The sequence below is a fragment of the Cytophagales bacterium genome, assembly GCA_033344775.1.
Classification (GTDB): domain Bacteria; phylum Bacteroidota; class Bacteroidia; order Cytophagales; family Cyclobacteriaceae; genus JAWPMT01.
The window spans coordinates 991,417-1,011,007 of record JAWPMT010000002.1 but is presented as its reverse complement, the minus strand read 5'-3'; the positions used below and the strand labels follow the sequence as shown (position 1 = coordinate 1,011,007).

The following is a 19,591-nucleotide window of genomic DNA, read 5'->3' as shown; positions in this document are numbered from 1 at the left end:
TTTTAATTACTTTTTTGGCTGGTCACAAATTTCTTGTACAAGAATCGGTTGAGTAAGATCCCAAGGATCAATACACCGATCCATTGGGTGATCACGGAGGCATTGCTGTAAACATCCATTACGTTCCAGTTGCCATTCGCGTCAAACCAGGGATATTCGCTATATCCCTGTGACAGCCACCAATAGATCAGGAATACAGCTATACCAAGGTTAGTAATAGTCGTAATCAGGAAATAACTATTAGGCACCTTGAAGTCGGAATCGTGATCGATCAATTTCTCTTTGAAGGACAATGCACCAGATTTCACCACTGCAAACAGAATAAACAACCCTGACAGTATTAATCCAACTCCCCATACCCAATCTTGATTACTGAAGAAATCGAGGCTGTATGCCGAAGGAAAACCAATCAGGATAAATCCAGCCATCACAATGTAACTGGCTACTCTCCTACTCATGCCTACATTGAGCAGATTGCTAATGAATAGTTCGATCATCGGGAGCAGCGAACTAAAGGCGGCAAAGAAAAGTGCCAAAAAGAACAAGATGGACAAGAATCCTCCTCCGGAGAAATTAGAGAACAGTTTAGGAATGATCGTAAACGTCAACGCCTGATTTCCAGACTGTAGATACCCTAATGCTTCTTGTTCCGAAGCTGCCAGGGCAAATACCGCAGGTAAAATCGCCATGCCGGCGATCAGTGAAGCGGTGTTATTGCCGAATGCGCCAATGAAGGTATTGAGGGTAACATCTTCTTTTTCACGACTGTACGAGGAGATGGTCATCATCAGTCCCCATCCTGCTCCGGTGGACCAGGCCGATTGCGATAGTGCCTCTATCCAGACTACAGGATTACTAAAATGCTTTGGATCGATCAGGAACATGTATTCCAGCCCCTTTGTCCCATTGGGCATACTCAACGCAATCACAACGATGATCAGGATCAAAACAAACAAACTGGGAATGAGAATTCTATTGGCTTTCTCCAGTCCTTGTTTGATGCCTTTACCTAACAGAAAAACTCCCACCAGAACAACAATGATATACAGAGCAATCGTCAGACCATTCCCATTGGAGATACCCATCCATTGTTCTTGTAAAAAAGAAGGGTCGGCTGCGATCTTCTCTGAAAGGTCACCCGAAATCGTATTTTGAATGGAGATGCCAAGATATTGCAGGGTCCAGGCCGTAACCACAGAATAATAAAAGGCAATACCGAGCGTACATAAAGTGATAAAGAAACCCATCCAGGTGTAGGGTTTCCCTGCAAATTCCGCAAAAGAACCGATCACGCCTTTCCGATACTTTTTGCCGATCGAAAACTCTGCGAGGAGTAAGGGAATGGACCAAATAAACAAAAACAGGATCCACAATAGAATGAAGCTTCCTCCATACTGCCCCGCTAAACGTGGAAAGCGCCAGAGGTTTCCAGCGCCGATAGCCATACCAAGAGAGGCCAGGACAATCCCCCATCGGTTACTGAACGATTCGGTATTCGACATATTCACTTTTAGGTCAATGCCAAATATAATCAATCAGATCACTTGGAACTGACCTGATTGATCTTTCGAGAAGATTACTTAGAGTCAACACTAAACAGATTACATCGAAGTAGCGAACAAATCAGATTATTCCTAGTAATCTAATTTGTCAAGAGGTAGCCACAGGCTACTCGTCCTTCAACGTCCTCGCAGGGTCCATCAATGCAGAAGAAATGGTTCTGTGACTGATGGTTAGCAAGGCTACTAACATAGATAGAAAGAAAGCTACTATGAAAAACAAAGGGCTGATGTTAATGCTGTAGGTGAAATCATCCAACCAAAGATCCATCAAGTAAAAGGCACCAGGTCCGGCAACGATAAAGGCTATTGAAAGTAGAATCACAATTTCTTTAGAGTAGATCATCAGGATATTTCCAATTGATGCTCCAAGCACCTTTCTAACACCTATCTCTTTCATTTTATTGAGCGCGATGAAGGAAATCAATCCATAAAGTCCAATACAACCAATCAGTATCGCGATGATAGAAAACAGCTTCATGAGAGACGATACTTTCTGCTCGTCCTCATATTGATTTGCCAGCTGTTCATCGTAGAATTCCCAGTTTTTTACGTACTCAGGAAATACTTCCTCCCAGCTCTCATTGAAATGATCCAATGCAGCTTTGTAATCTGTTCGGGAGCCGATCTTGAATGAAATCTCGTAGTAAAACTCAGGATCATTGATTAGCATCACAAAATCAATATCATTCCTCAACGGAGTATTGTGAAAATTTTTCATCACTCCGATCACCGTTTTATCCCCTTTGAATCCACTGGTCAGTTTCTGCCCCAATACCTCCTCATAGCGATCTTTATAACCCATCAGGTCTGCTATTTTTTCATTGATCACTGCTACGTTCGTGCTATCGCTGCCGCGAAGCTTTCTACCAGCGACTAATTCCAGTTCATAATAGTCGATGTAGCGATCATCTACCGTTTTGAAACTTGAATGGTACTCATCTTCTGAATTGAGTGGTTCGTAATTGAAATTCGAAAAGGAACCTGATGTACCCAAGGGTGCACTTAAAGAAAATGTAATATCTGTGATTGAGGCAGATTGCAACATCATTGTTTTAAACCGATCTCGTTTTACCTCATCACGCTCAGGCAAATAAGTCAGGATCTTGGCATCACGATTGAATCCAAGGTCGGCGTTAAGGAAATAGTCCATCTGAGCAGTAATGATCAGTGTACCAACAATCATAAACTGTGAAATCGCAAACTGACAAATCACCAATACTTTTCTAAGAGAAACTCCCCCGGAACTGTTTTTCGAAGTGATCTTACTTTTCAACGCCTTCACCGTGTTCATCTTCGATAGCAGAAATGAAGGATAAGATCCGGCGAAGAAGGTCACAATAAAAAGCAGGCAAACGATAAATATGATGGAAGGAATGTCCGTAAAGGGAAACAAAGAAAGTCGATATCCTACCACTGATTCGAGGTGGATAAACAGTAACTCCCCAATCGCCAGTGACAGAACCGTAGCCACCAGAGTGATCAGAAAAATCTCACTCAAAAACTGGGTAACAATTTGAGAGCCTGAGCTTCCAATGGCCTTTCTAATCCCGATTTCTTTAGAACGGTTGGCTGCTTGAGCGGTCGCCAGATTTATAAAGTTGATGCATGCTGTAAGTACAAGGAATGCGGCTATGATCGCCAGGGCGTACAATGACTCCTTAGAAACGGAATCTACGTAATTGCTATATCGCTTACTATAATGAACATCTGACAATGGCTGGGCATGGTATCTATTGCCATCTGACTCTCCTTCCCCATGGTATTTTTCAACCATATCGATGAGTTTAGTGTCAAATTGAGTCGCATTGAAATCCGATCCTACCAGTATGTAAGCATTGGTATTTGAATTGACACTGTTCCACCTGTCTCCTTCTCCGAAATAAACATCCGTGATTTTCATTGCACTGTACTCTAAATACACCTCAAATGGGAAGTTTGTATTTTCCGGAGGATCAGCAATCACACCTACAATATCAAAAACCGCCTTGTTTTCATGTGAAATCTGCTCCCCTAGCACCTGGTCCGCTTCAGATGGCGCTAAATCGTAAAATTTCTTGAGTGTACTGGCGGTAATGATGGCCGTATTAGGGGTCTTAAGAGCATTACTTGAATCCCCAGCTAGCCATTGCTGAGGAAATATTTTGAAATATTCCGGTTTGGTATACAACAGCGTCCCACTCATCAAGAACTTCTTATCAATATTCCCCTGCTGCAAGGTATTGATCTGTCCAAATGCCTTTTGAGTTACTACTGACTCCAATACATCCGGGTAATCCACTTTTACCGCTGCTGCTAATGGATGAGGTACCCCCTGTCCGTAATCCGTCCGATCTGGATAAATGTCTTGAGATACAATGCGATAGATCCGATCATAATTGACTTGATGTTTGTCGTAACTCAATTCATAACGTACGACCTTGAAGATGACGATGGAACAACCGATGCCAAGAGCTAGTCCCAATACATTAAGTAATGCGTAAACTTTGTTTCGACTCAGATTTCGATAAGCAGTAATGATATAGTTTCGAAGCATGTGTAGTAAAGTTTCTGTGTCCGATCATAACCGAACACCATACCAGTATTGATAAATAGCTGGCTATCAGCATCTTAAAATATTTACCTAAGTCATTGCCAGTAAAAATCGTATGTTTTTATACAATGTGATGTTTGTTTTTGATACAAAGTTCGTATTCCTTTATTTCAATACTGAGGAAAAGACAGATTGCGCGTGAAAGAAAATGCTAAACTTTTGGTACTGGATGATGATGAGGCGGTATTAGCATCAGCTAAGATGTTTCTCAAACAAAAGTTCACCTATGTCCATACCCTCAGTAATCCCGATCAACTGAACAAAGTATTGTCGGATATCGAGTTTGATCTGCTGCTACTCGATATGAACCTTACTCGTGGTGAAAATGACGGATCACAAGGATTACAGCTCATAGAACAGGTTATTGGGGCTTATCCTGATGTGGAAGTCATCCCTATCACGGCCTATGGAGAAATTAATCTGGCCGTAGAAGCCATGCGAAGAGGTGCCAGAGACTTCATCACCAAACCCTGGAGCAACGACAAATTGCTTGCTTCCGTGCAAATGGCGCTAAAATTAAAGTCCAGTGCTACTCAAGAAAAGCCTTTGTTATCGACAGGAATTGAGCACCAACTCATCGGTGAGTCACGAGCCTTCAAAACGATGATGGGTCTGATTGATAAAGTGGCCAAGACGGATGCCAATATTTTATTATCAGGAGAAAATGGAACTGGAAAAAGTCTGGTAGCACAAACCATTCACAGCCTCTCCGACCGAAACGAACATGCCATGGTGGGTGTGGATCTAGGTTCACTCTCCAGCAGCCTATTTGAATCTGAACTTTTCGGACATGTAAAAGGCGCTTTTACCGATGCACACGATGCAAGAATGGGTAAGTTCGAGTTGGCACATAAAAGTACGCTCTTCCTCGACGAGATCGGTAATTTGGACTTACCTCAGCAGTCGAAACTACTGACGGCCCTTCAAAACCGCGAAATTACGCGAGTGGGTGCTAATGAAGCCATCCCATTCAATATCAGGCTGATTACGGCTTCTAATTCAGACCTGAAGCGCATGGTTGAAGAAAAAACGTTCCGTCAAGATCTTATGTACAGGATCAATACGATAGAAATTGAAGTACCGGCACTTCGTGACCGTATTGAAGACATTCCTTTGTTGGCTAATCATTTTTTGAAGTCGTACCGCAAGAAATATCAGAAACCGGGCATCAAGCTGCATTCGGAAGTCATTAAAGGGCTACAGGAATACGATTGGCCTGGCAATATTCGAGAACTTCAGCACGCCATGGAGCGGGCCATCATCCTGAGTGATCAGACCAACCTGACCTTTGCGGATTTCAACCTGACGCAAGATCCTGAAGACGAGCATACGATGAACCTCGACTTGAAGGAAATGGAAAAAACCCTGATCCTTAAAGCATTAGAGAAGAACAAAGGTAACATCACCCATGCAGCGAAAGACCTTGGTATTGATCGACTGGCCCTTTATCGAAGATTAGAGAAGTATGGTCTTTAATCGCTTCTTTTTCAAATTATTGTTTCGTCTGGCATTGATTACCGCCAGTATTGTTACTCTATCAACCATATTTTTGAGGGTAGACCTTTTCTTCACTCAGATCATTCTGGTAGGAATCATTATCGCTCAACTGGTCGAATTGACCTATTTCGTCAACCGGACTAATCTTGAACTGTCACGCTTCCTGTCTGGCGTAAGAGATGGTGACTTTCAACTTAGCTTTTCACAAAAAGCAGACTCCTCTTCCTTCAAAGCCCTGAATCATTCCTTTCGTGAGGTGATCCACGCTTTTCGTGAATATGAAACAGAGCGAATGGCCGAATATCAATTTCTCAACGAGATCATCAGTCAAATCAGTTTTGGTGTGATCGTATTTGATGATCAGGAGGAAATTCAAGTGATGAATCAAACGGCCTCAGACCTATTATCCTTGCCTAAGGTGACGAAATGGAAAAACCTCCGAAATCCCAATATCGCTTTTGTGGAACAACTCTATCAAATGGAACTGGCTCCTAATCAACTGATCGAGACCAGAGTAAGTGGTAAAGATCAGATGTTTTCGGTGACTGCCTCCCAAATCACCCTCCGTTCTGTGGTCATGAAAATTGTGTGTTTTCAGAACATTCAAAATGAGATCCGAAAAAAGGAAATTGAAGCCTGGCATAAGCTAATAAGGATTCTTACTCACGAAACCATGAACTCGGTGACCCCCATCGTATCATTGGCTGAAACCATGCAGATGATCCTCCATACGGAAGAGGGTCATCCCAAGTCTACCCAGGAAATCAGTGATGAGAACCTGGAAGACCTGGCCTTTTCTTTGGAGACGATCATTGGTCGAGGCAATGGTATTTTGAAGTTTGTCAACAACTACCGCAAGCTTACACGGATACCCAAACCAGAAATTGAACCAGTTACTATCGCTCCCTGGATTCGAAAGATCATCAACCTCACTTCTGCTGAGCCTAATACGCCTGGCATACACCTGGATATTGCGGATGAATCTGTGATCATCCCATTAGATCCAGTACTGATCGAACAAGTACTGATCAACTTGCTCAAGAATTCCAAAGAAGCACTCGAAAATTCGGAAAATCCTACAATAACTGTCAAAGTAAAATCCGAAGCTGGCAATACTTTGATCATTGTTCAGGACAATGGCCCTGGAGTAGATCAGGAAAAAATTGAGAAGATTTTCATCCCTTTCTATACCACTAAGAAGGAAGGTTCAGGGATTGGCTTAAGTGTCAGCAGGCAGATCATGAGTCTGCATGGGGGACATTTAGAGCTGCAAAGTGAACCCGGCAGCACCATTTTCACTTTATCATTTCAAAACTAAACAGATGGAAAAAGGCGTCATCAAAAAGCTCATGCAGTCCATGCCACAAGTAGGGACCATAAACTGGATTGGCTTAAGACCTGAAAGAAAGTCTCCTCTTCAATCCGTAAAATCGGCATTGGTTAATACAGAAAACGGGCTCACAGGTGATCATTTCAATGGCAAATACAGCGATAAAAGACAGGTTACCTTGATCCAAAAAGAACATCTGGCAACGGTTGCCAGTATTCTCGGAAAAGAAACTGTCGATCCAGGGCATACCCGGCGTAACATCGTTGTTTCTGGCATCAATTTGTTAGCGCTAAAGGACCAGAAATTTCAGATAGGTCAAGCTATTCTTGAAGGGACAGGCTATTGTCATCCTTGCTCTCAAATGGAAACAAATCTGGGAGAAGGTGGCTACAATGCCATGCGCGGCCATGGAGGTATTACTGCGAGAGTCATTCAAGAAGGTGCGATCAAAATTGGAGATGAAGTAAGGTTAGTGGTTGAAGAAAACTAATATCCAGCTCGCCCACATTTGCAATATGGTGAAATGTTACTGGGCATTTGTATTGCCTTCACCATATAAATCATTAAATTCGTTATCTAGAATATTGCCATTTAATTTTGTAATGGTTCATCTATTATTCCATATTTACGGATCAACAGGAAACTAAAAACAAGACCAAAAATAGAAGCGAACAGGTCATTCAGATCGTAGACATTGTTGCCTCCGATGTTATGGATTTTTAGCTCTTGTGTAATCACATACACACCCGCTAGAACCACACCGATAAGTTGAAGCACAGTCATATTCCTGAACCAAGTCCATCCGTAATACGTCAGAAAACCCGTCACAATAAAAGTGCCCATCACTGCCTCAATGAAGTTGGGAACAGAATAGGATATTGTTGCAACAAAACCCTGTATTTCATCCTCCATAATCCAGGGCCGCACAAAAAATTTATTGGCTATAAAAAGGAAAAACGCACTCCAAAAGATTATCCGGATGTGCGTTTTAAGTCTCATTTTAATTCTGATGTAGCTCGCCCACATTTGCAATGTGGGCGAAATATTTTTGGCTTTTGTAATGCCTGAATAGACTTTTATTCCTTGCTAGGATCTTTAGAAACCTTATTTACAGAATAGTAAATGAAGCCAATGATCACCAACAAGATCAACAGACCAATGTTTTCATGGATGAATGCCGAACCAAGCACTTCAGAATTGAATTGTGCACCTGCTACGATCGCAATAGCGATGATGATACCCATCAATGCTTCTCCAGTAATCAAGCCCGAAGCCAATAGCAATCCTGCATTTTTTGCATTTTCCATCATGTCCCTGCCACTAATCGATTTATTGACAAAGTATGCCAGGATACCTCCGACAAAAATGGCAGAATCCAACTCGAATGGCAGATACAATCCAACAGCAACAGCCAACACAGGCATTCTGAAACTAGAATTGCGTGATTTTAAATATTGATCGATGATAATGATCGTGATACCAATTGCCCCGCCTATATAAACCATATTCCAGGGAAGGCTTCCTCCAAATATCCCTGTTGCAACGCTCATCATCAAAGTAGCTTGAGGAGCAGTCAATGAATTTGGGTTTTCTGGCGTAGGAGCTCCCATGCCGTATGCAATCAAAAGAGAGTTTAATACCAATGGAATGACCAAAGCTGCGGCAATCACCCCTACCATTTGCATCAATTGTTGCTTGTAAGGAGTCGCTCCTAAGATATGTCCAGCCTTAAGGTCTTGCATGTTATCTCCGGCAATGGCCGCCGCACAACAAACTACCGCACCTATCAATATTGCACCGGCAGCACCGGCCAACTCGTTTCCAGTACCGATCAAAGTCAATAAAAGCAAAGAAGCAGAGAGAATCGTTGCAATAGTTACCCCTGAGATCGGGTTATTGGAACTACCGACCAATCCAGCCATGTAACCTGCAACTGCTGCAAACAAGAATCCGGCTACCACCATGATCAATGTCATCGTAATAGTGATCCCTACCGAACTAATAGCAGAGTAATAAATCAGGAATATTGGAACCAGCAACACACCAATACCAATGATCACCCAGGACATAGGTGTATCCATCTCTGTCCGGATCTGATCTTTCATAGCTGTGCCGCCTTGCTTGAATGCCTGCACACCGGACTTAAAGGCTGTAGCTAAAGAGTTTGTAAGACTTAGCAAAGCCCAAAGTCCTCCAACTACCATCGCTCCTACACCCAGGTAACGAATCTGTGAATTCCAGATATTTCCTCCCAGGGTTACGGCATCTACTCCTTCAGGAGCACCATTGACAGAAATGTACCATGGAATGGCGACAAACCAGCTAATGGCACCACCCAGGAAGAGCAGGAACGAAATATTGAATCCTACGATATACCCTACCGCTACAAGCGCAGGAGAAAGATTCAAACCGAAATAGGCGTAAATCTTATCATTAAGCAGAGATGCCTTCTGCCAGGATCCTTCCCATAGGTTCAATGCTGCATCTCCCAATTTGAAAATGGCTCCAATTGCAGATCCCCATACCAGGAATTTCACTGCTTTGCCACCTTTTTCTCCTGTCTTTAATACTTCCGCTGTGGCAACACCTTCGGGGAACATCAATTTCTCTTTGACGATTAGGGCTTGTCGCAAAGGAATCGTAAATAAGACACCAAGAACACCACCGCAAAGGGCGATCACAGTCGTTTCGAAATAGTTGAATTCTTCCCAGTAACCCATGATCACTAAAGCTGGTATGGTGAAAATCACACCAGCTGCCAATGACTCTCCAGCCGAAGCAGCTGTTTGTACAAGGTTGTTTTCCAGGATATTGGAATCTTTAAAAATCTTCAGGATCGCCATGGAGATCACGGCTGCAGGAATAGAAGCCGAGACGGTCAGACCCGCAAACAATCCAAAATATGCATTGGCCGCTCCCAGAATGACTGAAAGCAAGGCGCCTAAAAGGATAGAGCGAACTGTAAGTTCGTTGAGTTTTGTTTCCGGGCTAATGTAGGGTTTCTCCATGAGGTTAGGTTTGGTTATAAAAAATGAAATCTGACAAAAATGTCCATTCTGACCTACTAAACAAAATGAATTAAGCCAGCCCCAACAAAAAAGAGACCCTATTTAGGGTCTCTTGTATTTTAAATTCCAGTTAGTACTTGGTTTCAAAGTCTAATTCGTGATGTCAATATCACCGCTGGTAGTCACTCCTTTCACCCAGAAACCATCACCACGTTTGATGTACAGGTCTTTTTCACCGGATCTTCGCCCCGCGCGAAGGTTACCACTCCCTGATTCCAATTCGAAATTCAGGTCTTCGATCTCATTGACCAATTCGATCTCTATTTCCCCTGATGAGGCTTCCAGAAATAAGTCATCAGTGATTTCAAGGTCATAGCCTTCAATATTTCCTGAGGTCGATCTCAAATTCAGGGCTCCTTTTCCCCGTGAAACCGTGAGTTCTCCTGAAGTCGATCTTGATTGAATGTTTCCAGTAAACCGACGAATCTCTACATCACCTGAGGTAGAACGAGTACGAATATCCCCATCGATATCATTCAAGTCCATGTCACCACTGGAAGATTCTATCTCCAGCCTTCCGGTCATGTCTTCAATTTCGATATCACCAGAAGTCACATCGATTCGTACATCTGCGGTGATATCTGACAGGTCAATGTCCCCACTTGTAGCTTCTATTTCAATTTCAGAACCGGATAACGATCGACCGTAGGTATCACCAGAAGTATTTTCAACATACACTTCAATACCTGCCGGAACCGTCAAATCAAGTCGGGAGCGACTAATTTTATTCCAGTTCCAGTTCCTGGTGCGACTTCTCACTACAATTTCAAGGCGATCTCCGTCCAGTTCTGTCTGGATCTCAAAATCACCACGATCTCCACGCCCTTCGATCACCCCTTTGAAGTAGAGCTTGTTTCCACCTTCCAGATTTACATCGCAAAAGGTGTTTCTGATCACCACTTCGGAGATGTTATCCCCTTCAAACTCAGTGGAAGCCAATACATTTTGTCCAACTGACAGGTGAGCCGATAAAAAAGCAATTAGAACTGCTAGTATTTGTCTTGATGCACGCATAAATATCTCAATTTATATGAATAGACCCTCTTTCCCTCCAAAGGTTGCTATCCTTGCGCAAAATATCGAATAACCTATTAAAAAAATCATGAAGCACTTTCCAGCAATCCTTGTGCTAATCGCCATGGTGGCCTGTTCTGCACCTCAACAAGATCAACAGGCAGATATACCACCACCCCCGCCCCCCACGCGGAGTTTTACGGCTACAATGACGAAAGCTTTTGAAGCTCACGGCGGCATTGACAACTGGGATAAATTCCAAACACTGACCTACGAAAAGGTAGGCGAAGAAGAAAATGAAAAGCAGGTCATCGACCTGAAGAACAGAAAAGTCAGGGTTTCCACCTCGGACTTCACCATTGGATTTGATGGAACAGACGTTTGGGTAACTCCTGATAGCACAGCATTCCCGAGAAACGCTCGTTTCTACCACAACCTGTACTTCTACTTTTTCGCACTACCCTATTTGGCAGCAGATCCAGGTGTTAATCTGACTGATCTGGGCCAGGTAGAAATCGAAGGGGTCACTTATGATAAGACTTTGATGACTTTCGGTGAAAATGTAGGTGATTCTCCTAAAGACCAGTATGTATTGTATTTTGATGAGACGGGAATCCTTCGATTGATCAATTATTCGGTGACCTATTACGACGAAAGCCGTGCTACACAATATAGCGCAATCCGCTACGAAAACTGGACTGACGTAAATGGAGTGCAATTGCCTCAAGCATTGAATTGGTACAAATGGGAAAATGATACCCTCGGCGAAAAACGCGGTGGTGCAGAATTCACAAATATCACGCTATCCACTGAAGCCATGGATGAAAGTACTTATGCAAAACCAGAAGGTGCGTACGTAAGCCCGAAGTAGTTCTTAGCTTAAGGCTAAAGAAATTTGGAAAGGGTTCTACTTGAAAAAGTGGGACCTTTTTCTTTTTGGTAGAATTAGAATTTTTAGGAGGAATGAATACGTAAAGTAATTTTATTAATGAACTGCTATTCTTAGTTCCCCTCTTGAGAGGGGAATATCAAACAAAAAAAGTCCGGATCGCTCCGGACTTGTTCGTATTAAATCCTTAAGAGGTGTCTTATCCCACCTTGGTTCGGCTCATTTCAGCCAGCAATCTCAAAGCTTCTTTCAAGTAAGGATCCTCCGATAGCTTTTCTTCGTTTTCCTCATCTGTAAATGGAATTTCGGTATCCTCAATGGTTGTTGCCAATGGATCCTCATCTTGCTGATCTCGTTCTTCCTGACGCACATTGTAGTTGAGAGAAACCATAGAGTTAGTATCCTCTTCTTTCATCTTCTCTATATCCTGTGCCAGTTTTCTCAAATCCGAGTCTGTATTCAGATGATGTTCATATAGTTTGTAAAGTCGATCAATCAACTCCTCAGAAACTTCATTGGTTTGCGTGAAAGATGCGGAAGTGATCTCATCCCAGGGCAAAGAGTTTTCACGACTACTTTCACCAAAATCCTTCGCATCAAATGGCGTTGGGAACCCAATATCAGGTGCAACACCAATTTTCTGTGTACTGCTTCCTGTCACTCTGTAGAATTTTGCCAGGGTCATTTTAACCTGTCCGAGGGTAATTTCGCCAGAACGCAATTGGTCTCGCATTACCACCAAATCATCTACATCCTGATCTGCTTGCTTTCTATAAGCGATCATTCGGTTGAGATAATTCATCACGGGTCTTCCAAGATCGATTAGGTTCTGAACGGTTCCTTTTCCGAAGCTGTTCTCACCAACGATTACACCTCGCTTATAATCCTGAATCGCACCGGAGAAAATCTCAGAAGCCGATGCACTGTAACGATTGACCAAAACTGCCAGAGGACCATCATAAGCTACCGTTGCTTTATCATCGTCTGCCAATTTATCTACCGACTGATCGTAATTCCTTACCTGTACGACAGGGCCTTGTGGAATAAAAAGTCCAGTCAGGTCTATGGCCTCCTGCAACGATCCTCCCCCATTGTAACGAAGGTCCATTAAGATGCCGTCGACTTCCTGCTTTTTGAGATCATCGATCAATTTGCTTACATCTCTCGTGGTACTTCGATAATCCTTCTGCCCTTTGCTACGTGCCTCAAAATCAATGTAGAAGCTAGGCAAATTGATGACTCCCAGTCGGAAGGTCTGGTTGCCTTCAGTGATCGGTATTACTTCTGCTTTTGCTGATTGCTCTTCCAATTTGATTTTGTCTCTCACGATCATCAGCGTATCAGGCAGATCAGTCACTTCTTTTTCAGACGCCAGAACTAATAATCTTACCACTGATCCCTTAGGGCCACGGATTTTTTGTACTACATCATCCAATCGCCAGCCAATCACATCTTCGAAATCACCATTTTTTCCTTGAGCAACCCCTACGATACGATCATCTTCCTTCAACCGTTTGCTTTTGAATGCAGGGCCTCCTGGAACGATGCTCGCCACCATGGTATAATCCAGTTGTTGCGTCAATCGAGCTCCGATCCCTTCCAGAGACAAACTCATTTCAATTTGAAAATTCTCTTTTGCTATGGGTGAAAAATAGCTGGTATGAGGGTCGAACGCGCGTGTAAAGGAGTTCATGTACAGTTGAAATACATCCTCACTCTTATATTGATAAATGGCCTTGGCGACCCGGGCATATCGTTTGCTTAACAAGTCGATGATTCCACCCCAATCTTTACCAGACAATTTCAAATTCAATGCCTGATTCTTCAACAACTTCCGCCAACGATCATTCAATTGTTCATAATTGGTTGCCCATTCAATTTTATCGGCATCCGTCTCGTAGCTTTCTTCTTTAGAAAAATCATACTCTTCCTCTAGCTCATCTGCTACACTTTGCAGGCGTTTCAATGATTTTTCCCGGTAAAGCCCAAAAATCTGATAGGCAAAATCCAGGTTACCCGTCTGTAGATCATTGTCCAGTTGGAGTCGGTATTTAGAGAAATAATCGATCTCAGACTTCAGGAAATAAATTTTGTTGGGATCCAGTGCAGAGACATAATTATCAAAAATGACCGCAGAAATAGAATCGTTGACCGGCAACTTCCTGTAGTGATACTGATTCAACAGGTTGAGCATTGCAAACAAAGAGTTTTCATGCTCTGGCAAAGGTCTCAACACTTCAAGGGTATCGGCCCCTCGTTGCGCGAAAACAAATGACGTTCCGGATAAAACAAAGAAAATAGACAAACAAGTCAACGCCACTAATCTCTTTACCATGGTGTATATTTTTAATTCAAGAACGAATTTGAGACGAAATAGTCTTCTAAAATACCAGATTTTTTTTGTTTGAGTTCCAATAAAATGCATCAAACCCGCGCAAAAAAGATGTCAGTGGGAATTTACGATTAACTAAGGTGATCCCAAACCAATGCCGCCGCTCCAAGAATTGCCGCATTTTTATCCATCATGCCACTAGGCTCAATGGTGACCTTACCCTTATAATAAGGCAAAACCGCTTCTTCAAAATATTTGATGGTCGGGTCAAAGATCCATTTTCCGGCTTTAGCCAAACCACCGAGCAGAAATATGGTCTGAGGGTGTGAAAAAGCAACAAAATTAGCCAATTGCTTACCCAGCAATTCACCCGTGTAACGATAGGCTTCCACGGCAATTGGATCTCCATTTTCAGCAGCTTCAGTGATCTCCTCACCATGGATGTTATTGAAAGCAATGTCTCGAAACACACTGTCTTCCATGGAATCTGCTAATAAATGATAAATGGTTCTTTTGATTCCAGTAGAAGAAACATAAGCCTCTAGACCTCCTCTGCGACCAATTCCACTCATGCGACCGCCTTCTACCGCCACGACATGGCCCAGCTCTCCGGCCTGAGCGTCATGACCATAGATCAGATGACCATTAGAAACGATCCCGCTACCGAGACCTGTTCCAAGGGTGATGACCATAAAATCTTTCATTTCCCTTGCATTGCCGTAGATCATTTCCCCAATGGCAGCCGCATTGGCATCATTGGTCATGAATACCGGCATATCATAGATCTTGTTCAGTTCTTCCCTGAACCTGACCACTCCCTTCCAATCCAGATTAGCCGCATGTTCGATGGTACCGCGGTAGTAGTTGGCATTAGGCGCACCTACTCCTATCCCCGTGATGTTGACCTCTCCGTCATATGCAGCCTTCAGCTTATCAATCTCCGAACTAAGAATACTCAGGTACTCTTCAAAGTTGGCGCAGTTCTTGGTTCTGAAATCACTATGACCGTAAAGTTCACCTTCCCTATCTACCAACCCCACCTTAGTCAGGGTTCCTCCTATGTCTATACCAACTGCAATTTCTTTTGCCATCACGTACTGCGTTACAATTTTTTTATCAAATGTTCGCTGCTAAAGCCTCCAAATTACTTTATACATGCAGACCAATTCAGCAATAATAGGAAACAAAACTAAGAAGAAGCAAAAAGAAAAAACCTGTGAATTGTCGTTTCGGTTATTTAAACGATTGCATAGAAATCAGGAACCAAACTTATCTTTGAATTATGGGTAAGTCATTTATCATAGTGATTTGTTTACTAAGTGCCGTTGCACTTCAGGCGCAAAAGAGAAAGGAGATCGATTTGCCCGATCAGAAAGGTACACTTCTGAAAAAGGAAAAGATCGGCATTTGGAAGTTCTACGAGAACGGCAAATTGGTACTTGAGTATGATTATGATGCCGACCGGGTGATCTTTCAACAATCGATCGAAGACAAATCTTATTTCGTGAAAGGCCAAGACTGGTACCCTGTGGCCAAACTGGAAGTCTATCCTCGCTATAAGGGCTCTTATATCCAGTTTTATCAAACGATCTATAAACATGTGCAGTACCCACAGGAAGCACAAAACAAAGGCATAGAAGGCACGTCATTTTTGAGCTTTGAAGTTGATGAGCAGGGTAATGCAATTAATCCGGAGATCCATCACGACCTTGGATATGGTTGTTCCAGGGAAATCATGCGGGTATTCAATAAAGTACGTGACCATTGGATCCCCGCGGTTAAAGATGGTCAGGCACTACGCACCAAATTTGTTATTCCTTTTGTCTTTAGCTTTTTTGAAACGCCATATCTGTTAAGCATTGCGGAAGATCTTCCGTCTGCGGCATTGCTTGATGGAGTAAACGTAACTTTGGTAAGCTCCAAGATCAACTTATATGAATGAATGGTATTTTCCCATCACCCTTTTACCAGGCGTCGGATTGCTGATCATGTCTACTTCAAGCCTATCCATGGGACTGAGCAATGAACTGACCAATTTGCTAAATACGCCCGATAGCAACCACGACATCATACGAAAGAAAATAAGCCAACTTAGCCGTCTAAACCGTGCCCTGACTGCTTTCTACATTAGTTGCGCTGCCCTGGTCATTTCGGGCCTGATCAACGGCCTTTATGGTGAAGCCCATTCTCTGGGACCTAAATTCTCAGAGATACTGCTTTTTTTCTCTATTGTTTGTATCTTACTTGCCTTAACGCAGCTAATGATCTACGCGGCAAAAGCCGTCAGTATCAAAAGGACACAATACGAAGAACGATTATAGTTCCGTCAACCGAACAGCAGGTACGTTATTTTTTACGAAAACGATCCTGTCATGAAAAATATCAAGACCATCATCATCTTTGTGCTGATCGCCAGCAATGCTTTCTTCGTTGGTGCTTATCTAAAGGTGCAAAATGAAGTTAGCGGGGCTAAACTGATTGCTGATGAATCCTACCAAAAAGCCCAACAAGCAGCTTCCGATGCAAGACAAGCACAGCAAATGGCGGAAGAAAACCGCATTCAGGCCGAAGCTGCCATTGCACAATCGAATGAACAAGTCACTTTGATGAAAGAACAACTGGAAGCCTGTAAAAAGTGAGTCCGAATCAGAAAATAGCAATACACATCAAAATCACATTTCTCACTAAAAAATCAATTGATCAATTATGAAACCTATTCATATCATCCTGACCATACTGATTATCGGCTGTGTTGGTAGTGTCATCTATGCGCAGCAACAAAGAAGTGAAGCGTTCAGTTATCAAATGCAAGTCACTAAACTGCAAACAACGTTGAAGGACTATGAAGCAGACGCTTATAAATTAAAAGAGGCAGCTCAGATGGCGGCCTCTGATGCCCGTAAGGCCATGAATATGGCTCAACAGCAAGCGGAAGATGCAGAAGTAAAAATTCGTCAACTCGAAAAGTCCTTAAAGAACTGTAAGGTTGGAAGGTAAAAACCGTCACTGAATCTAAATTTTAGAAATATTAATACTATGAAAACGCTTAGAACAATATTAATGGTCGTTATGATGCTGGTCACCGTCTTTTTTGTCGTATTAGCACAAATCCAACGTGGATATGCTGTAGAAGCACAACAAGAGGCTGAAAAATTGGTCGAGGAAACTATCAAAAGTGAAAAAGAGGCGGTTCGATTGAAAGAAGAAGCTCAAAATCAGGCCAGACAAGTTCGAATACTCGAAGAAAAGCTCGCAGAATGCACCGGTAAATAGTAACACATGAATAGAAATCAAACGATATTATTGGTCTGCGCCATCCTACTCACGGCCTTTTTCGGTGTATTTGCAGAGATAAGAAAAGGATATGCCGAAGATGCCGAACAGATTTTAAAGGAAGGCCGCCAGCAACTGGAGTTAGCTGAGAGGACCAGTCTAGAAATAAAGAGCCATGCCCAACAATCAGCAGCAGATGCAAGGATCGCCTTGAACGACCTTGAAACTGTCGAAGCAGCTTTAAAAAAATGCAAAAACGGGGAATAAAATGAAAAAGTTACCCATCATCATCCTCCTATTCTGTGTCCTTTTTTCTGCCTACTTTCTATGGAAAGCAAATACATATACAAAAAGGGCTGAATCCGCCCAAGCAGAAGCTATGCGGTTGCAAGAAGTTAGCATTAAAATGCAGCAGGAAGTTGAACTGATAAAACAGCATGCATTAGAATCTGCTGCAGAGGCGAGGTTATTCCAGAATAAAGCCGAGGAAGCAATGAGGAAACTGGAAGCATGTAAAAAATAGCAGCATCATTTCCATTTTCTTCTCTCCATTTACTTGAGTTGTAATCACTTAGCAACGTATATTTACTGAAGCAACATCACCGACCTATGGCAACCATTAAGCTCAGATCACTTCAGTGCATTTTAAATGATGAAGTAGATAAAGACGAAGTTTACCTCAAACTTGACGGTAAAAAAATCTGGCCTTCCGGCCTATACAAGCAAATCAACTCCGGAGACAAAGTAGATATGAACCTCTCCTTTGAACATTCGGACGAGAAGATGCGAATCGAATTATGGGATTTTGATTTCCTAAGTAAAAATGATCTATTGGGATCATTTACCATAACACCCGGCGGAGAAAGAGGTGCCTTTACGGCCAACATGATGCTCGAAAGAGAAGGCTCAACTGCCAGCTACATGCTGGAATGGGAAGCGCGTGAATAACTTCGACTAGCTCAGTTTACGTCGACTAGCTCAGGCCAGGTAGACAGGCTCAGTTCAAGACGATAAACTCAGGCTTATCGACACACTCAGGCTATCATCTTTGAATATGCTTTAAACTAAGAAAATTAAGGGGTAAATCCTCGATTGCTGCGATTACGCCAGCTTCATACGGGGCAGTAACAGGTGATCCAGGTATTGGATGAAAACGACCAGTAATCCTATAAGAACACCATAGATCGCGATATTTTTCATACCTGTTAATCCCTCCCATCCAATAAAATAGAAAAGGCCCACAAATGCGAGGACAAAGAATGTGAGGATACCTAAACTTAAGATCACCCAAAATTGGCGTTGACTTCTCCGTTCCTGCGCACGGATCTTCATCATGATCTTTTCCGTGAATTGTGAACTAAAAGAAAAATCAAGGTCTTTTTCCAGAGACTTCATCAAATGAAACTCCGTTGACCCTTTCTCAGGGCGCTCCTGTTCATTAAGTAAACGATCTATCTCTTTCATTTCCTTCAAATTAATACTTCTTTCTCCAAAAATGGTTCCAAAAGTGTTTTCAATTTTTTTCTGGCGCGAAAAAGGTAATTCTTCACAGTCCCCTCCGGCATCTCCATAATCTCAACGATCTCGGGATACGAAAACCCATCCAGGTGATAAAGTGTTAACACCGTCCGATAAGGTAAAGGTAATTGTTCTATGGCCTTTCTCACGAATTCTGCCTGGTCCTCCGCCTCGTAAGTAGATTCTTCTAAAGCTACGTCCAAATCTTCATCCAGGTCTTTATGTCCTTGCCACTTCTTATTCTTCTTTAAGAAGTTAAGCGTATGACGATAAGCAATTGTAGCGATCCAGGTACTCAGTTTCGATTGGAACTGAAATTCCCCAATGCTGTGAAATACCTTTACAAATACATCTTGAGCAATCTCTTCACGATCCATCGAATGATCTACCATTCGAAACACAATATGCCCCACTAATCGCTGATATTGCGAAATTAAGTCGGAGAAGGCCCTGCGATCTCCGGAAACAATACGAGACACCAATGCTTTTTCGTCCATATTTGATCCAGTAGACAACCC

General features: G+C 42.6%; 21 protein-coding genes. 12 read left to right on the top strand and 9 right to left on the bottom strand.

The window, feature by feature from the left end; all coding sequences use genetic code 11:
* Nucleotides 1-2: 2 nt before the first annotated feature.
* Both R8G66_08090 and R8G66_08085 read right to left on the bottom strand, forming a co-directional pair.
* Nucleotides 3-1,502, bottom strand: a complete 1,500-nt coding sequence (locus R8G66_08090; protein ID MDW3192309.1) for a sodium-dependent transporter — start codon at nucleotides 1,500-1,502, stop codon at nucleotides 3-5.
* Between the two features lie 166 nt (nucleotides 1,503-1,668).
* Nucleotides 1,669-4,095 (bottom strand): FtsX-like permease family protein, encoded by a 2,427-nt coding sequence (locus tag R8G66_08085; GenBank protein MDW3192308.1) that lies wholly within the window; start codon nucleotides 4,093-4,095, stop codon nucleotides 1,669-1,671.
* A gap of 195 nt (nucleotides 4,096-4,290) precedes the next feature.
* On the opposite strand from R8G66_08085, the gene R8G66_08080 reads away from it, so the two are divergent.
* Genes R8G66_08080 through R8G66_08070 form a run of 3 tightly spaced genes read left to right on the top strand, consistent with a single transcriptional unit; the run spans nucleotide 4,291 to nucleotide 7,469 of the window.
* Nucleotides 4,291-5,628 carry a sigma-54 dependent transcriptional regulator gene (locus tag R8G66_08080; GenBank protein MDW3192307.1) on the top strand — a complete coding sequence of 446 codons (1,338 nt, stop codon included), beginning with the start codon at nucleotides 4,291-4,293 and terminating at the stop codon, nucleotides 5,626-5,628.
* Nucleotides 5,618-6,967: an ATP-binding protein gene (locus tag R8G66_08075; GenBank protein MDW3192306.1), complete on the top strand. Its 1,350-nt coding sequence runs from the start codon at nucleotides 5,618-5,620 to the stop codon at nucleotides 6,965-6,967. The genes R8G66_08080 and R8G66_08075 overlap by 11 nt, the downstream gene beginning before the upstream one ends.
* Before the next feature lie 4 nt (nucleotides 6,968-6,971).
* Complete coding sequence (locus tag R8G66_08070) at nucleotides 6,972-7,469, top strand: MOSC domain-containing protein (protein ID MDW3192305.1); 498 nt, start codon at nucleotides 6,972-6,974, stop codon at nucleotides 7,467-7,469.
* Nucleotides 7,470-7,570: 101 nt separating this feature from the next.
* Here R8G66_08070 and R8G66_08065 read toward each other — a convergent pair whose 3' ends face one another.
* The 3 genes from R8G66_08065 to R8G66_08055 all read right to left on the bottom strand — a co-directional run bounded on the left by R8G66_08065 (nucleotide 7,571) and on the right by R8G66_08055 (nucleotide 11,061).
* Complete coding sequence (locus R8G66_08065; protein MDW3192304.1) at nucleotides 7,571-7,906, bottom strand: hypothetical protein; 336 nt, start codon at nucleotides 7,904-7,906, stop codon at nucleotides 7,571-7,573.
* Nucleotides 7,907-8,055: 149 nt separating this feature from the next.
* Nucleotides 8,056-9,987 (bottom strand): oligopeptide transporter, OPT family, encoded by a 1,932-nt coding sequence (locus R8G66_08060; GenBank protein MDW3192303.1) that lies wholly within the window; start codon nucleotides 9,985-9,987, stop codon nucleotides 8,056-8,058.
* Between the two features lie 150 nt (nucleotides 9,988-10,137).
* Nucleotides 10,138-11,061, bottom strand: a complete 924-nt coding sequence (locus R8G66_08055) for a DUF4097 family beta strand repeat-containing protein (GenBank protein ID MDW3192302.1) — start codon at nucleotides 11,059-11,061, stop codon at nucleotides 10,138-10,140.
* An 88-nt stretch (nucleotides 11,062-11,149) separates the two neighbouring features.
* Here R8G66_08055 and R8G66_08050 point away from each other — a divergent pair, with 88 nt between their 5' ends.
* A complete protein-coding gene (locus tag R8G66_08050) occupies nucleotides 11,150-11,932 on the top strand; it encodes a hypothetical protein (protein MDW3192301.1) in 783 nt (260 codons plus the stop codon).
* Nucleotides 11,933-12,149: 217 nt separating this feature from the next.
* On the opposite strand, the gene R8G66_08045 is transcribed toward R8G66_08050, so the two are convergent.
* Together R8G66_08045 and R8G66_08040 are read right to left on the bottom strand one after the other, a co-directional pair.
* Nucleotides 12,150-14,285, bottom strand: a complete 2,136-nt coding sequence (locus R8G66_08045; protein ID MDW3192300.1) for a carboxy terminal-processing peptidase — start codon at nucleotides 14,283-14,285, stop codon at nucleotides 12,150-12,152.
* 128 nt (nucleotides 14,286-14,413) lie between these two features.
* Entirely contained in the window at nucleotides 14,414-15,373 is a 960-nt protein-coding gene (locus R8G66_08040) for an ROK family protein (protein MDW3192299.1), read from the bottom strand.
* Nucleotides 15,374-15,564: 191 nt separating this feature from the next.
* Between R8G66_08040 and R8G66_08035 the strand changes: the two genes are divergently transcribed.
* The 8 genes from R8G66_08035 (at nucleotide 15,565) to R8G66_08000 (ending at nucleotide 18,503) form a co-directional block, all read left to right on the top strand.
* Nucleotides 15,565-16,224 carry an energy transducer TonB gene (locus tag R8G66_08035; protein ID MDW3192298.1) on the top strand — a complete coding sequence of 220 codons (660 nt, stop codon included), beginning with the start codon at nucleotides 15,565-15,567 and terminating at the stop codon, nucleotides 16,222-16,224.
* Nucleotides 16,217-16,603 carry a hypothetical protein gene (locus tag R8G66_08030; GenBank protein ID MDW3192297.1) on the top strand — a complete coding sequence of 129 codons (387 nt, stop codon included), beginning with the start codon at nucleotides 16,217-16,219 and terminating at the stop codon, nucleotides 16,601-16,603. Before R8G66_08035 ends, R8G66_08030 begins: the two co-directional genes overlap by 8 nt.
* Nucleotides 16,604-16,654: 51 nt before the next feature.
* On the top strand, nucleotides 16,655-16,921 hold the full coding sequence (locus R8G66_08025; protein MDW3192296.1) for a hypothetical protein: 267 nt from the start codon (nucleotides 16,655-16,657) through the stop codon (nucleotides 16,919-16,921).
* A 67-nt stretch (nucleotides 16,922-16,988) separates the two neighbouring features.
* Entirely contained in the window at nucleotides 16,989-17,279 is a 291-nt protein-coding gene (locus R8G66_08020; GenBank protein ID MDW3192295.1) for a hypothetical protein, read from the top strand.
* A 39-nt stretch (nucleotides 17,280-17,318) separates the two neighbouring features.
* The gene (locus tag R8G66_08015; protein MDW3192294.1) at nucleotides 17,319-17,555 is read left to right on the top strand and encodes a hypothetical protein; all 237 of its coding nucleotides are present in this window, start codon (nucleotides 17,319-17,321) and stop codon (nucleotides 17,553-17,555) included.
* Nucleotides 17,556-17,561: 6 nt separating this feature from the next.
* Nucleotides 17,562-17,822, top strand: coding sequence for a hypothetical protein (locus R8G66_08010; GenBank protein MDW3192293.1), 261 nt, complete (start codon nucleotides 17,562-17,564; stop codon nucleotides 17,820-17,822).
* Nucleotide 17,823: 1 nt separating this feature from the next.
* Nucleotides 17,824-18,078, top strand: a complete 255-nt coding sequence (locus R8G66_08005; protein ID MDW3192292.1) for a hypothetical protein — start codon at nucleotides 17,824-17,826, stop codon at nucleotides 18,076-18,078.
* 86 nt (nucleotides 18,079-18,164) lie between these two features.
* A complete protein-coding gene (locus R8G66_08000) occupies nucleotides 18,165-18,503 on the top strand; it encodes a hypothetical protein (protein MDW3192291.1) in 339 nt (112 codons plus the stop codon).
* A gap of 153 nt (nucleotides 18,504-18,656) precedes the next feature.
* Here R8G66_08000 and R8G66_07995 read toward each other — a convergent pair whose 3' ends face one another.
* The gene (locus R8G66_07995) at nucleotides 18,657-19,019 is read right to left on the bottom strand and encodes a hypothetical protein (protein ID MDW3192290.1); all 363 of its coding nucleotides are present in this window, start codon (nucleotides 19,017-19,019) and stop codon (nucleotides 18,657-18,659) included.
* Between the two features lie 5 nt (nucleotides 19,020-19,024).
* On the bottom strand, nucleotides 19,025-19,570 hold the full coding sequence (locus tag R8G66_07990) for a sigma-70 family RNA polymerase sigma factor (protein ID MDW3192289.1): 546 nt from the start codon (nucleotides 19,568-19,570) through the stop codon (nucleotides 19,025-19,027).
* Nucleotides 19,571-19,591: the final 21 nt, after the last annotated feature.